This is a genomic window from Burkholderia sp. Se-20373, from assembly GCF_017104705.1.
Lineage (GTDB): Bacteria > Pseudomonadota > Gammaproteobacteria > Burkholderiales > Burkholderiaceae > Burkholderia.
Map to the genome: position 1 here is coordinate 21,185 of NZ_JAAGPH010000088.1, position 12,750 is coordinate 33,934.

General features: G+C 67.6%; 14 protein-coding genes. 7 read left to right on the forward strand and 7 right to left on the reverse strand.

Annotation, left to right across the window (positions count from 1 at the left end; genetic code table 11):
• Positions 1-708, forward strand: a complete 708-nt coding sequence (locus G3N96_RS25080; protein ID WP_206138861.1) for a DUF3142 domain-containing protein — start codon at positions 1-3, stop codon at positions 706-708.
• Between the two features lie 28 nt (positions 709-736).
• Here G3N96_RS25080 and G3N96_RS25085 read toward each other — a convergent pair whose 3' ends face one another.
• A complete protein-coding gene (locus G3N96_RS25085; RefSeq protein ID WP_206138850.1) occupies positions 737-1,387 on the reverse strand; it encodes a LysE family translocator in 651 nt (216 codons plus the stop codon).
• 20 nt (positions 1,388-1,407) lie between these two features.
• Here G3N96_RS25085 and G3N96_RS25090 point away from each other — a divergent pair, with 20 nt between their 5' ends.
• Complete coding sequence (locus G3N96_RS25090; protein ID WP_206138851.1) at positions 1,408-1,557, forward strand: hypothetical protein; 150 nt, start codon at positions 1,408-1,410, stop codon at positions 1,555-1,557.
• Positions 1,554-2,474, forward strand: coding sequence for a LysR substrate-binding domain-containing protein (locus G3N96_RS25095; RefSeq protein ID WP_206138852.1), 921 nt, complete (start codon positions 1,554-1,556; stop codon positions 2,472-2,474). Before G3N96_RS25090 ends, G3N96_RS25095 begins: the two co-directional genes overlap by 4 nt.
• Positions 2,475-2,579: 105 nt before the next feature.
• Here G3N96_RS25095 and G3N96_RS25100 read toward each other — a convergent pair whose 3' ends face one another.
• The gene (locus G3N96_RS25100) at positions 2,580-3,416 is read right to left on the reverse strand and encodes an alpha/beta hydrolase (protein WP_124579204.1); all 837 of its coding nucleotides are present in this window, start codon (positions 3,414-3,416) and stop codon (positions 2,580-2,582) included.
• A 159-nt stretch (positions 3,417-3,575) separates the two neighbouring features.
• The gene (locus G3N96_RS25105) at positions 3,576-4,406 is read right to left on the reverse strand and encodes an oxidoreductase (RefSeq protein WP_206138853.1); all 831 of its coding nucleotides are present in this window, start codon (positions 4,404-4,406) and stop codon (positions 3,576-3,578) included.
• A 94-nt stretch (positions 4,407-4,500) separates the two neighbouring features.
• Here G3N96_RS25105 and G3N96_RS25110 point away from each other — a divergent pair, with 94 nt between their 5' ends.
• Complete coding sequence (locus tag G3N96_RS25110) at positions 4,501-5,460, forward strand: AraC family transcriptional regulator (RefSeq protein ID WP_206138854.1); 960 nt, start codon at positions 4,501-4,503, stop codon at positions 5,458-5,460.
• 32 nt (positions 5,461-5,492) lie between these two features.
• Here the strand turns inward: G3N96_RS25110 and G3N96_RS25115 are convergent, their stop codons facing one another.
• Entirely contained in the window at positions 5,493-6,239 is a 747-nt protein-coding gene (locus tag G3N96_RS25115; RefSeq protein ID WP_241022816.1) for a CoA pyrophosphatase, read from the reverse strand.
• 156 nt (positions 6,240-6,395) lie between these two features.
• Between G3N96_RS25115 and G3N96_RS25120 the strand changes: the two genes are divergently transcribed.
• Positions 6,396-7,253: a PhzF family phenazine biosynthesis protein gene (locus G3N96_RS25120; protein WP_206138855.1), complete on the forward strand. Its 858-nt coding sequence runs from the start codon at positions 6,396-6,398 to the stop codon at positions 7,251-7,253.
• Between the two features lie 27 nt (positions 7,254-7,280).
• On the opposite strand, the gene G3N96_RS25125 is transcribed toward G3N96_RS25120, so the two are convergent.
• Entirely contained in the window at positions 7,281-8,444 is a 1,164-nt protein-coding gene (locus G3N96_RS25125) for an aldose epimerase family protein (RefSeq protein WP_206138856.1), read from the reverse strand.
• Between the two features lie 106 nt (positions 8,445-8,550).
• Here G3N96_RS25125 and G3N96_RS25130 point away from each other — a divergent pair, with 106 nt between their 5' ends.
• Positions 8,551-9,228, forward strand: coding sequence for a hypothetical protein (locus G3N96_RS25130; RefSeq protein WP_206138857.1), 678 nt, complete (start codon positions 8,551-8,553; stop codon positions 9,226-9,228).
• A gap of 159 nt (positions 9,229-9,387) precedes the next feature.
• Here G3N96_RS25130 and G3N96_RS25135 read toward each other — a convergent pair whose 3' ends face one another.
• Complete coding sequence (locus tag G3N96_RS25135) at positions 9,388-10,293, reverse strand: AraC family transcriptional regulator (RefSeq protein ID WP_206138858.1); 906 nt, start codon at positions 10,291-10,293, stop codon at positions 9,388-9,390.
• A gap of 120 nt (positions 10,294-10,413) precedes the next feature.
• On the opposite strand from G3N96_RS25135, the gene G3N96_RS25140 reads away from it, so the two are divergent.
• The gene (locus tag G3N96_RS25140) at positions 10,414-11,322 is read left to right on the forward strand and encodes a LysR family transcriptional regulator (protein WP_206138859.1); all 909 of its coding nucleotides are present in this window, start codon (positions 10,414-10,416) and stop codon (positions 11,320-11,322) included.
• A 34-nt stretch (positions 11,323-11,356) separates the two neighbouring features.
• Here the strand turns inward: G3N96_RS25140 and G3N96_RS25145 are convergent.
• Positions 11,357-12,750: mechanosensitive ion channel family protein (locus G3N96_RS25145; protein ID WP_206138860.1), on the reverse strand; the 1,394-nt coding region annotated here is incomplete at its 5' end.

Genomic DNA, 12,750 nt, shown 5'->3' on the forward strand with positions numbered 1-12,750 from the left:
ATCGCGCGCCTGGCGTGCATCGCGCTGCTGCTGGCCGGACGCATCGCGCTGGCCGGCACCGTCGACGCCGCGCGCTACGACGCGTTCTGGCTGTGGGCAGGCGTGAAGCCGCAGGCGGTCGTGCACGGCGCGCGCACCGTCTACGTGCTGCAAGGGCAGATCGAGGCGTCGCCGCGAGACGAGTCGCAGGTCCGCGTGATCGCGCAGGGCGTGGCGCTGCCGCCCGCGCCGCAGGCGCGCGTGTGGCTCGTCTATCGCGCGCATACGCTGCGCTGGACGCCGCGCGTCACGCAGATCATGCTCGCGCAGCTCACGCGCTGGCGCGCGTCGGGCCGCATGATCACCGGCATCCAGATCGACTTCGATGCGGGCACGCGCCACCTGCAGGATTACCTCGCATTCCTGCGGTCGCTGCGTGACACGCTGCCCGCCGATTGCCGGCTGAGCATCACCGGGCTGCTCGACTGGAGCAGCCGCATCGATACCGACCAGGTCAACCAGCTCAGGGGCATCGTCGACGAAGTGGTCGTGCAGACCTACCAGGGCCGCCGCACGATCCCCGACTATGCGGACTACCTGCCGCGCGTCGCGCGGCTGCAGTTGCCGTTTCGCATCGGCATCATCCAGGGCGGCGAATGGGACGCGCCGCCGTACCTCGCGACGAATCCGTGGTTCCGCGGCTACGTCGTGTTCCTGCGCAACGGCTGATATGACTCGCGCGGTCAATCGGGGCCGCTTACGCGGCGCCCGCGATCGTACTGCCGAGCCCGGCGAGCGCAATCACGAGCAGCGCGGCCGCCGACGACGCCGTGATCCAGCGCTGCTTGCGATGAATCAGCGGATGGTTGATCGCGGCCATGTAGCTGGTCAGGATCGTGAGATCGACCGCGATCCACAGTGCGGCCAGGATGGCCAGGCTCACGCGCGAATCCGGCGTGATGCCGACGAACTGCGGAAAGAACGCGACGAAGAACAGCAGGTCCTTCGGATTCGCGATGCCGACGAGAAAGCCGCGCACGACGCCCGGTAGGCCTCGCGCCTGCGACGCCGGTTCGCGTTGCGCGGTGTCGTTGCCGTTACGCGCGCGGCCGACGCGCCATTCGCCGAGCAGCGTCCGGACGGCCAGCACCGCGATGAACACGCAACCCGCCACGTGCAACCCGGTCAACAGACGCTCGCTGACGAGCACGACGCCGAACACCATCAGCATCGCCCCCGCGATCATCACGAGGCTCGCGGCATTCGCGCCCACCGCGGTCAGCATCCCCTGGCGGAAGCCGCGCCGCGCGACGGTGCCGACCACGAGCATGACGACCGGGCCGGGCGTCGCGATGAGCAGCACGATCGCGGCGAGATAGGCGAACAGCATCGGGTAATGAAGTGTCATGACAAAAAGTTGTGGGGTGAATGGACGCGCGTGCCCGCCACGGTGGCATCATCGTGCTTCAGCACATCGGATTGCGCGGTTTTTTTGAAGTATTACGTACCCGGCCCGCTGTTGAAAAACGGAAAATCCTGCCGGATGACATGAGTTTTATTCCTGTTCAAAACCCATGAAGGCCAAACCGCTCCCGCCTGTCTACGCGCTGCGCGCGTTCGAAAGCGCCGCGCGCACCGGCTCGTTTACGCTGGCCGCCGAGGAACTGAGCCTCACGCAAAGCGCGGTGAGCAAGCACGTGAGGACGCTCGAGGCGTACTTCGGCCGGAAACTGTTCGTCCGGCACGGCCCCAGAATGACCGTGACGGCGGAAGCGCACCTCTTCGCGACGGGCCTGCGGCGCGGCTTCCGGCAGATCGAGGAAGCGTGCGTGCTGTTCCAGTCGCAACGCGACGTGCTGCGGCTCAAGGCGCCGTCCACGCTCACGATGCGCTGGCTGCTCGACGCACTGGCCGCGTTTCGCGCCACGCGGCCCGCGTTCGAGGTGCAGATCGCGAGCGTGTGGATGGACGTCGATACCGTCGATTTCTTCAGCGAATCCTACGATTGCGCGATCCTGCTCGGCGCAGGCAGGTTCGGCGAGGCCACGCAGTGCGTGAAGCTGTTCGACGAATGGCTGATTCCGGTGTGCTCGCGGGCGACCGCGACGGTCGCGCGCACGAATCCGGCGGCGTGCGAGCTGATCCACCCGTCGCCCGACCGGCGCGACTGGCGCCGCTGGCTCAAGGGCAGCGGCCATGATCTCGAGATGGACATCACGCGCGGGCAGGTGTTCGACATGCTCGAACAGGGGATCGCGGCGGCGATTGCCGGCCACGGCATTTCGATCGGCGATCTCGCGCTCTGTGCGACGGCCATCGACGAGAAGCAGCTCGTGCTGCCGTTCAAGACCGCCGTCAATACGGGGGACGCGTACTACCTCGTCTGGCCGGACGACTCCGCCAAGGCCGCGCAGGTGCGCGAGCTGCTCGCGTTTCTGGAAAGCCGGCTGCCGCGCCTGACGTTTCCGGGCGTCCGCTTCAATGGCCCGGGCTAGGGCATGCAATCCGGCCGCGTGGCCGGCAGCGCGACGGGCGCGACCGCGCGCCGCCGGCCCGCAAATGGCGGCGCAGCCCGCCGAAGCGGGCCTGCGCCAACACTGTTACGCCTGCACGAAAGCCAGCAGGTCGGCGTTGAGCACGTCCGCGTTGACCGTCAGCATCCCGTGCGAGTAGCCCGGGTAGGTCTTCAGCGTGCCGTTCTTCAGCAGCTTGATCGACTTCAGCGCGGCATCCGCGATCGGCACGATCTGGTCGTCTTCGCCATGCAGCACGAGCGTCGGGACGGAGATCGACTTCAGGTCCTCGGTCTGGTCCGTTTCCGAAAACGCCTTGATGCCTTCGTAATGCGCCTTCGCGCTGCCTTCCATCCCCTGCCGCCACCAGTTGCGGATCACGCCCTGATGCACGGTTGCACCTTCGCGGTTGAACCCGTAGAACGGGCCGCTCGGCACATCGAGAAAGAACTGCGCGCGATTGTCGGCGAGCGCTTTGCGGAAGCCGTCGAACACCTCGATCGGCAAGCCTTCGGGGTTCGATTCGGTTTTCAGCATCAGCGGCGGCACCGCGCTGACCAGCACCGCCTTCGCGACGCGGCCGGCCGGCTCGCCGTGCTTCGCGACGTAGCGCGCCACTTCGCCGCCGCCGGTCGAGTGGCCGATGTGCACCGCATTGCGCAGGTCGAGCGCCTCGACGACCGCGAAAGCGTCCGCCGCGTAATGATCCATGTCGTGGCCGTCCGACACCTGCGCCGACCGGCCGTGGCCGCGCCGGTCGTGCGCCACCACGCGATAGCCCTTCTGGACGAAGAAGAGCATCTGCGCGTCCCAGTCGTCCGAGGACAACGGCCAGCCATGATGGAAGACGATGGGCTGTGCGTCCTTCGGGCCCCAGTCCTTGTAGAAAATCTCGACGTGATCCTTCGTTGTGACGGTTGGCATCGCGATGGACTCCTGTAAGGTGGTTGAACTCGGCGCTGTGGCCGGCAGCCATTATCGGACAGGTTTGTTAAACGAGGATGCCAAGTTGCGAATGACCGTCGACGAATTCGACAACGTGGACGAACCGGCTACGGGCGAACGATCGCGCAGCGCCGCCCTTCAACCGTCTGTCGACACCGTCACGGCCTCCCACGCGCGGATTTCCGCGTCCAGCGCCGCCAATTTTCCACGTACCAGCCGCAGCGCGTCGCTGCCGAGCAGCAGGTGCGCGGGCGGATGGTCCGACGCGATCGCCGCAAGCATCGCCCGCGCGGCCTTCGCGGGATCGCCCAGCTGCTTGCCGCTCTTCTCTTCGCGCGCCTCGCGGATCGGATCGAACAGCGCGTCGTAATCCGCGATCGAGCGCGGCGTGCGCGCCATCGAGCGGCCGGCCCAGTCGGTGCGGAACGACCCCGGCGCCACGGCCGTCACCGCGATGCCGAACGGCGCCAGTTCCTTGCCGACGGTTTCGGTCACGCCTTCCAGCGCGAACTTGCTGCCGCAGTAGTACGCGATGCCGGGCATCGTGATGTGACCGCCCATCGACGTGATGTTCAGGATGTGGCCACGCCGCCGTTCGCGCATGTAAGGCATGACCGCCTTCATCATCGCGACCGCGCCGAACACGTTCACGTCGAACTGCCGGCGCATCTCCGCGAGCGGCGCCTCTTCCATGATCCCTTCGTGCCCGTAGCCGGCGTTGTTCACCAGGACGTCGACGGGCCCGACGTTCGCCTCGATTTCCGCCACGACGCCGTCGATGCGGTCGAAGTCGGTCACGTCGAGCACCCGCGCGAACGCCTGCGCGGACAGTGCGTCGAAATCCTGCGCCGCCTGCGCGCCTCGCACGGTGCCGACCACCGTGTAACCCGCCGCGAGGGCCTCCTGCGCGAGCGCGCGGCCAAAGCCGCTGCTGACGCCAGTGATGAGCATGAGCTTGCCGGATGTCATGTGAGTTTCTCCCGAATGTCGATTGGAGCATGCATACTAGTCTGACGAACCACGTCGAATAAGCCCGATTCCGCTGATTTTCTTGCACAAAACTATGAGCGCCGATCCCGTCCCCGCCCGATCCCCGTCGCTGCCGCCGCGCGACCGGAAGCGCCTGATGGCGCTGCTGCGCACGCTGGCGCCCGACGAAGGCTACAACCTGACGGCGCTGCCGAGCGTGCGCATCCTGCGCTCGAACCGCGCGCTGTCGCGCACGCCGGTGCTGTACGACCCGGGCATCGTGATCGTTTGCCAGGGCTGCAAGCGCGGCTACTTCGGCGGCGAGCGCTATCTGTACGACGAACATCACTACCTGGCGGTGTCCGTGCCCGTGCCGTTCAGCATGGAAACCGACGCCACGCCCGAGCGCCCGCTGCTCGCGCTGTATCTGCACCTCGATTTCACGATGGCCGCCGAACTCGCGGCGCAGATCGACCGCGAAGGGACGGCGGAGCCCGTGCAGGCGCCCAGGAGCATGATGTCGACGCCGATGGATGCGACGATGCACGCGTCGGTGCTGCGTTTCGTCGAGGCGATGCACCGGCCGCTCGACGCCGCGGTGCTCGGCCCGGCACTGCTGCGCGAGCTGTATTTCCGCGTGCTCACCGGCGCGCAGGGCAGCGCGATGCGCAGCGCGCTGGCGATGCGCGGGCAGTTCGGCCGGATCGGCCGGTCACTGCGCGTGATCCATGCCGATTACGCGCAGCCGCTCGACGTGCCGCAACTGGCCAACGCAGCCGGCATGAGCGTGCCGAGCTTTCACAGCCACTTCAAGGCGATCACGCAGGTGTCGCCGATGCAGTACCTGAAATCGACGCGGCTGCATCAGGCGCGCTTGCTGATGGTGCGCGAGGACCTGACGGCGGAGGCGGTCGGCTATGCGAGCCCGTCGCAGTTCAGCCGCGAATTCAAGCGCCTGTTCGGCCTGACGCCGGCGAAGGAAACGCAGCGCATGCGCGACAGCTTCGCGATTCCGGAAGCCTTCGAGGATGCGCCATTCGTGTCGTCGCATTGACGTGCGTCGGCGTGCGACCGTCACGCATGCCGTCAACGCATGGCATCGCGCACCAGAGCGGCGAGCGATCGCAGGATGAGCGCCGTCACGCCCCAGATGTCCTGCGTCTGCTCCGCCCAGTACCACGCGCCTACGCGCTCGCCGTCCGTGTATTGCCGCAGCAGATCCGGATTCAATAGCACAGCGAACGGAAACTCGAAGATATCCGCGACTTCCGCGGGCGCCGCCTCCCAGATCGCCGTTTCCGGCACGATGCCGACCACGGGAAAGATCGCGTGATTGCGCTTTCTGGTTTTGTGGATCGGCAAGCTGCCGGCCACGCGGACCGCATCAGGCGCAAGGCGGATTTCCTCGAACGCCTCGCGCAAAGCGGTCGTACCGATATCGCGGTCGGACTCGGCTGGGCGCCCGCCCGGAAAACTCACATGCGACGAGTATTCGCTGAGGTCCGACGCGCGCAGGGTCAGCAGGATCGTCGGCTCGCGCCGCGCGACGATCGCGACCAGCACCGCCGAGAATTTCCACTGGCCATCGTTGTCCGCGAGGGTTTGCATTGCGGTCGGCCAATCGGTGTCGGCAGGGATGCCGTGGCCTTCGACGCCACGGACGATCGCGTCCAGGAGCGTTTGGGGCGAGCCGGCATTCGCTTGCCCGCCGCCGGTATCCGGAGCGCTTCCGTCAGATCCCATGTCTTTCCCCTGCACGCTCGAACCCGCACGTTGCGGATAGTCGAATGATCGAACCGAATCTCCATCGGCAAACCGGAGAAACCCGATCATGCATGAAAAACGGACAGCCCGGATGCCGCCCTTTCATCGCATCTTGCGGGCACAATGACGCACCGCATCGCGACGCGATGTCGCCGCCGCTCTGCCGCAAGCCGGCGACAAACGCGCCCCTCGGTCCGTCGACTGCCGAACCCACACGAGATTCCAATGCCTTCCTACGCCTTCCGCCTGCTGAACGTATTCGCCGAATCGACTTTCGGCGGCAACCCGCTTTGCGTATTCGACGATGCGCGCGGCATGGACGACGCGACCATGCGGGCGCTCGCGGTGCAGTTCAACCTGTCCGAAACGACCTTCGTGCTGCCGTCGGAGCGCGCCCATGCGCGGGTTCGCATTTTCACGCCGGGCCATGAGATGGCCTTTGCGGGCCATCCGACGCTCGGCACCGCGCATGTCGTGCGCGACCTGCTGGGTGCGGGCCACGCGCTCGCGCTCGAATTCAAGGCGGGCGTGGTCAACGTGAGCGCGCATGACGACGTGTGGACGTTCACCGCGCCGCACGCAGGCATGCCGAAGACGGCGCCGTGCGAATTATCCGACGCCCGGACGGCGACCTTGCTGGGGCTCACCGAAGACGATCTGCTCGCGCCGCCGATCTGGGTCGACACCGGCGCCGACCAGTTGCTGGTCGCGCTCAAGGATCCCGCCGCCGTGCGCCGCGCGCAGCCCGACAGCGCCTGCCTCGAGATCTGGCCGACCAGCAGCCTCGGCCGCAAGACCGCCTACGTCTTCGCGTTCGATGCCGAGCGTCCGGGGACGGTGGTATCGCGCTACTTCTTCGTGAAGCAAGGCAGCGTCTCGGAAGACCCGGGCACCGGGTCGGCCTGCGCAAACCTGGGCGGGTGGCTGCTGGCGATGAAGCGCGACCTGCCGGCCGCGTTTCAGGTCGAACAGGGGGACGCTGTCGGCCGGCCTTGCCGGTTGCGGTTGTCGGTCAGTGCGAGCGGCGAGATCGGCGTGGGTGGCCGCGTGATCGAACTGGGGCGCGGCGTGGTCAACCTGTAGCGGAGACGATCCGGGCCGCGCCCCGGCTCATCGCGCCCCCACCCGCCACACCGTCACTTCGTGCAGCGTCTCGCCGGGCTTGAGCACCGTCGTCGGGAATGCCGGATGATTCGGCGAATCGGGAAAATGCTCGGCCTCCAGCGCGAACGCATCGGTTTGCCGATAGACCGTCCCGCCCTTGCCCGCGACGCTGCCGTTCAATCCGTTGGCCGTATAGAACTGCAGCCCCGGCTGCGTCGTGTACAACTCGAGAAAACGCCCCGACGCCGGGTCATAGGCGCGCGCGGCAAACGCCGGCGCCGGCTGGCCGCCCTGGTCGAGCACCCAGTTCTGGTCGTACCCATGCGCCATGACGAGCTGCGGATAGGCGTCGCGCAAATGCGCACCGATCGGCGTCAGCTGGCGCAGATCCATCGGCGTACCCACGAGGCTTGCCAGTTGCCCGGTCGGAATCGACGTATCGTCGGTCGGCGTGAAGCGCGAGGCGGCGATCTCGATCAGTTGCCGCTCGACGCTGCCGCCGGCCTCCCCGGCCAGATTGAAATAGCTGTGATTGGTCAGGTTGACGACCGTGTCCTTGTCGGTCGTCGCGCGATAGTCGATCCGGATCTGGTTGTCATGCGTCAGCGTGTAGGTCACGTCCGTCGTCAACGTGCCGGGAAAGCCGTTCTCGCCGTCGGGGCTCACGTAGCGCAGCGTGACGCTCGAACCGCTCGCGGCGCTGTGCGTGCCGGTGACCGTCCATACCTTCGCGTCGAAACTGCCGGGGCCGCCATGCAGCGTGTTCGGCCCGTCGTTGACCGGCAGCGCCCACGTCCGGCCATCGAGCGGGAACCGCCCGCCGGCAATGCGGTTCGCATACCGGCCGATCAGTGCGCCGAAATGGATGTTGCCGTTGTGCGCTTCGTAGTCGTGCAGCGAATCGAAGCCGAGCACGATGTCGGCAACGTGGCCGGCACGGTCCGGCACGTCGAGCGAGGTCACGATAGCGCCGTACGTGATGACTTTCAGCGTCACGCCGCGCGGGTTCGCCAGCGTGTACTGGCTCACCGGCCGCCCGGCCGCGGTCGTTCCGTCATCCGCGCGGCTGATCGAGACGTCGGGTGCCGCCGAGGCGAAGTCTGCGTACAGCGCGAGCGCCCCGACCGCCCAGATCGCGAGCAGCGGGCAGCGCGGCCGGATTCGTTTCATGGCAACCTCCGATACGGTGCAATCCGTGCGCGTGCGCAAGCGGCATGCCTGCTCGCGGCCACGTTTGCTATGCTGCGCGCATCGCCTGCCCGAGCCGATCGCCGCCATGAACGCCCTCGATCCCGATATCGCGCGCACGCTGCGCGCCGCCTGCGACGCCTGCTTCGGCACGGCGGTCGTATGGCCGCTCGTCGAACGTGCGTACGGCGAGCCGCAGCGCTTCTACCACACGCTCGCCCATCTGGCGGAACTGTTCGCGCACCTCGCGCCGTATCGTGCGGACCCGCTGTGGCCGGCCATCGAGCTCGCCGTGTGGGCGCACGATATCGTCTACGCGACGACCCTGCCGGCGTATGCGGACAACGAAGCGCTCAGCGCGCAATGGCTCGCGCAGGTCACGCACGCGCGTTGCGACGCAGCCTGGTTGCATGCACATGCATCGCACGTGTCCGTTGCCCGCGACCTGGTGCTGGCGACGAAGTCGCACCGGTTGCCTGACAGGTTCGCCGTCGATCCGCAATTGCAGCGCGCCGCGCAAATTTTTCTCGACGCCGATCTCGCGATCCTCGCGGCCGCACCCGACCGGCTCCGTGAATACGACCGCGCGATCGCGCGGGAGTGGGCGCAGGATCCCGATGCGCCGTCGGCAGCCTTCCGCGCCGGCCGCAGGCAGGCGCTCGAGCATCTGCGCGCGCAGGCCCCGTTGTTTCGATCGGCGGAATTCGCGCCGCTCGAGCCGCACGCGCAACGCAATCTCGACATGCTGATCGGCGTCTACGCATAAGCACCCTGCGCACGCCGTTTCAGCCGCGCGCTCAGCGCCTGCTGCGAATTCGAATGGGCGCTGCGCCTGGCAGGTTCGATTTCCCGGGGCAACAGCCCATCCGCGGTTACGGAAACCTGCATCGCTGCTGTCGCGCGACATCCGATCATTCCGCGGCGCTCAGGTATGGTCCGCGCGCCAGCGGCGCGGGCTGACGCCGGTCAGGCGCGTGAAGGTCCGCGAGAAGTGGCTCTGATCGGCAAAACCGCACGCGTCGGCAATCATGCTCAACGGCAGGCTCGGATTGCGCATCCACTCCTTCGCCCGTTCGACGCGCTGCACGATGAGCCAGCGATGCGGCGGCAGCCCGATCGTCTGATGAAACGCCTTCACGAAATAGCTGCGAGACAGCCCGCATGCGCTCGCCACGTCGGCCAGCGCGAGGTTGCCGTCGAGATGCTCGAGCAGCAATTCCTTCGCACGGCGCGCCTGCGACGGCGTGAGTTTCCCGTACGTCTTTTCCCGTCGCTCGGTGACGCCGCCATAACGGTGAGCGACGTGCGCCTGAAACGCGAGCCCGACGTGATCGATGAAGATCTGCGACGCCTCGCCCGGCCGCGCGAGCGCGGGCAGCAGCGACTGGCCGAGCGAATGGATGATCGGGTCGTGCGCGCTCAGATGAGGCGGCAGGTAAAGCCGCGGCCGCTGCCGGCCGCCGAGGTCGTCCACCGCTTCCTCGAGCAGCGGGCGCGGCATGTGGAAATGCATGCAGTCGAACGCGCCCTTCAGATCGGCCACCCAGTTGCGGTCGAGATCGTGAATCGTGACCGTGCCCGCGCCGTACGGGACGAACGGCGCGCGGCGGCCGTCGAGCCACAGATCCTGTTCGCCGAACGGGCGCAACTGCAGCACGATGAGATCCGAATTCTCCAGTTCATAAGGCGCGGTGAGCCCGCTGTTCCGCCGCAGCGTCTTCAGCCGGACGATGCCGACCTGCCCCTTCGGCAACGCTTGCGCGACGACGGTCTGCCTGACATCGGCCGGGATGAAATCGGAAGAAGCGTTGTCCGGCCGAGGGGCAGTCATGAGTGGAGAGACGAAGTGAACGACGACGCGCATCAGTCTAGCAAATCACCATGACGCGCGCTGCCCTTCGCGCGGCACGCGCTGGTATGATGCGCCAGCCTCCTTCCCCCGGAACTCGCGATGAAGCTGTCATTCGAAGCGCTCGAAGCACTGGATGCGATCGACCGTACCGGCACGTTCGCCGAAGCCGCGGAACTGCTGCATCGCGTGCCGTCCGCCCTGACCTACCTGGTACAAAAACTCGAGAGCGATCTCGGCGTCATGCTGTTCGACCGCAGCGGGCGACGCGCGAAGCTCACGCACGCGGGCCGCATCGTCGTCGAGGAAGGCCGGCGGCTCCTGCATGCGGCCGAACAGCTGGAGATGAAGGCGCAGCGCGCGCAGGAAGGCTGGGAAACCGAGGTCCGCATCTGTGTCGACGAGATCCTGCCGTTCGATGCGATGTGGCCGTTCGTGCACCGGTTCTATGCACTCGAGATGGACACGCGGCTGCGGCTGTCGACCGAAGTGCTCGGCGGTACCTGGGACGCGCTGATCTCGCGCCGCGCGGATCTCGTCGTCGGCGCCGCCGGCGCGCCGCCCGAACTGCCGAACATCATCGCGCGCCCGATCGGCGCGCTGAAACACGTGTTCGCCGTTGCGCCGACCCACCCGCTCGCCGCGCTTCCCGAGCCGCTGTCGATGGCAACGGTCGTCCAGTATCGCGGCGCGGTGATCAGCGACACGTCGCGCGAGTTGCCGCCGCAATCGGTTGCGATCGACGCGGGCCAGCCGACGCTCGCGGTGCCGACGCTCGCGGCCAAGCTCGATGCGCAATGCGAAGGGCTGGCGGTGGGCACGCTGCCGGAATGCATCGCCGCCCGTGCGATCGCCGACGGCAAGCTCGTCGCCCGCCGCGTGACCGGCATGCGCGACACCACGCATTGCTATCTCGCCTGGCGCAGCGACGAGGCCGGCCGCGCACTCCTGTGGTGGGTCGAGCAACTCGATCGCCCCGACCTCGTCGATCGCCTCTTGCCGCTCGCCTGATCGCGTTCGGCACCAGCGAAGGTCCCCCCGCGCGTCAGACGATCGAATCGTGCACGCGTTTCATTTCCTTCTCGAGCCACGCGATCAGGCTGAATGACGCGTGCGCCTTCTCGACCGGCGGGATCATCATCCTTTCCTCGGCCGCGATGTGCTCGGTCACCGATTCGCACATCAGCCTGCCGAGCTCCGGCTTCCTGCGGATCAGCGCCGACAGGTCGTCGCTGCGCAGTTGCAGGACGGTCATCGCGGTCACCGCATGCACGGTCGCATGCAGGCGCGTGCCGGCCAGCACGACCGATTGTCCGATCGCATCTCCAGGCGCCATGCGCCGCGCCTCGACGTCGCCCGCCGGGCCCGGCACGAATACGGCCGCGACGCCGGATTCGACGATCGTCAGCACGCGCGTATCCGAATTCGACGCGTAGATCACGTCGCCCTGACCGAACGAACGCGAGACCAGCGCGTCGGCCAGCGCGGCGAGATCGTCGCCGTCGACGCGCGCGAACAGGTCCACCGCACGCAACAGCAGCAACCGGCGCGATACGTCACGCCGATCGTGCCCGTCGTGCCCGTCCTGCGCCGCTGCCGGCACGGTGCTCGCGAGCGGCCGCCACGCGGTGCCTGCCGCAGCCAGATGCCGATGCGCGAGATCGTACAGCGCGTTGCGCACGGCCGTCGTCTTCTGCAGCGCGTCGACGTAGCCGAGGAGCTCGTAGCGGATCGCGTTGGTGCCGAACGCCTTCACGACGGCAACGGGCGCGGGGCGCGCGAGCACGTCGAGCGAACTGGCCGCCGCGCGCTCGAGCGCGCCGACCACGACCGCCGGCCGCACCGCGGGATCGACGTCGAGCGTGAGCGTCACGCCGTGCAGGCCGGACGGTTCGCTGAGGTTCACGATGGTGGCACGGGCCGCGGCGCTGTTCGGCACGACCACCAGGTTGCCGAGGCTGTCGATCAGCTTCGTCGCCCGCCAGTTGCTCTCGACGATCCGCCCTTCGATCTCGCCGATCGACACGGTGTCGTTCAGACGAAACGGCTGCGTGGTGTTCAGCACGAGCCCGGAGAATACGTCGTTCAGCGTGTTCTGCAGCGCGAGACCGAGGATCACCGCCACCGCGCCGGACGTCGCGACGACGCCGCTCAACGGCAGGCCGAGCACGTAGCCCAGCGCGGCGACCACGGCCGCGCCGAACACGACGCCTGCGGCGATGTCGTGAAAGAGCCGCTGGCTGCGCCACGCGGGCGGCAACAGCAGATGATCGAGCAGCAGGCTGAAGACGATCGCGCATTGCAGCCACCACGCGATGCAGATGGCCTGGAGCGCGACGCGATCGAGGCCGGCGGCCGACGCGGGAACGGCGAGCGGGCTCACGCCGTGCGCGAACAGCACGGCGGTCAGTGCGGCGAAGGCCGCGCAGCGCCACACCG

What these genes read in the sequence shown, in the direction of transcription:
- G3N96_RS25085 (WP_206138850.1), bottom strand. Translation starts at nt 1,387, where the DNA reads ATGACACTTCATTACCCGATGCTGTTCGCCTATCTCGCCGCGATCGTG.
- G3N96_RS25090 (WP_206138851.1), top strand. Translation starts at nt 1,408, where the DNA reads ATGGACGCGCGTGCCCGCCACGGTGGCATCATCGTGCTTCAGCACATC.
- G3N96_RS25095 (WP_206138852.1), top strand. Translation starts at nt 1,554, where the DNA reads ATGAAGGCCAAACCGCTCCCGCCTGTCTACGCGCTGCGCGCGTTCGAA.
- G3N96_RS25100 (WP_124579204.1), bottom strand. Translation starts at nt 3,416, where the DNA reads ATGCCAACCGTCACAACGAAGGATCACGTCGAGATTTTCTACAAGGAC.
- G3N96_RS25105 (WP_206138853.1), bottom strand. Translation starts at nt 4,406, where the DNA reads ATGACATCCGGCAAGCTCATGCTCATCACTGGCGTCAGCAGCGGCTTT.
- G3N96_RS25110 (WP_206138854.1), top strand. Translation starts at nt 4,501, where the DNA reads ATGAGCGCCGATCCCGTCCCCGCCCGATCCCCGTCGCTGCCGCCGCGC.
- G3N96_RS25115 (WP_241022816.1), bottom strand. Translation starts at nt 6,239, where the DNA reads ATGATCGGGTTTCTCCGGTTTGCCGATGGAGATTCGGTTCGATCATTC.
- G3N96_RS25120 (WP_206138855.1), top strand. Translation starts at nt 6,396, where the DNA reads ATGCCTTCCTACGCCTTCCGCCTGCTGAACGTATTCGCCGAATCGACT.
- G3N96_RS25125 (WP_206138856.1), bottom strand. Translation starts at nt 8,444, where the DNA reads ATGAAACGAATCCGGCCGCGCTGCCCGCTGCTCGCGATCTGGGCGGTC.
- G3N96_RS25130 (WP_206138857.1), top strand. Translation starts at nt 8,551, where the DNA reads ATGAACGCCCTCGATCCCGATATCGCGCGCACGCTGCGCGCCGCCTGC.
- G3N96_RS25135 (WP_206138858.1), bottom strand. Translation starts at nt 10,293, where the DNA reads ATGACTGCCCCTCGGCCGGACAACGCTTCTTCCGATTTCATCCCGGCC.
- G3N96_RS25140 (WP_206138859.1), top strand. Translation starts at nt 10,414, where the DNA reads ATGAAGCTGTCATTCGAAGCGCTCGAAGCACTGGATGCGATCGACCGT.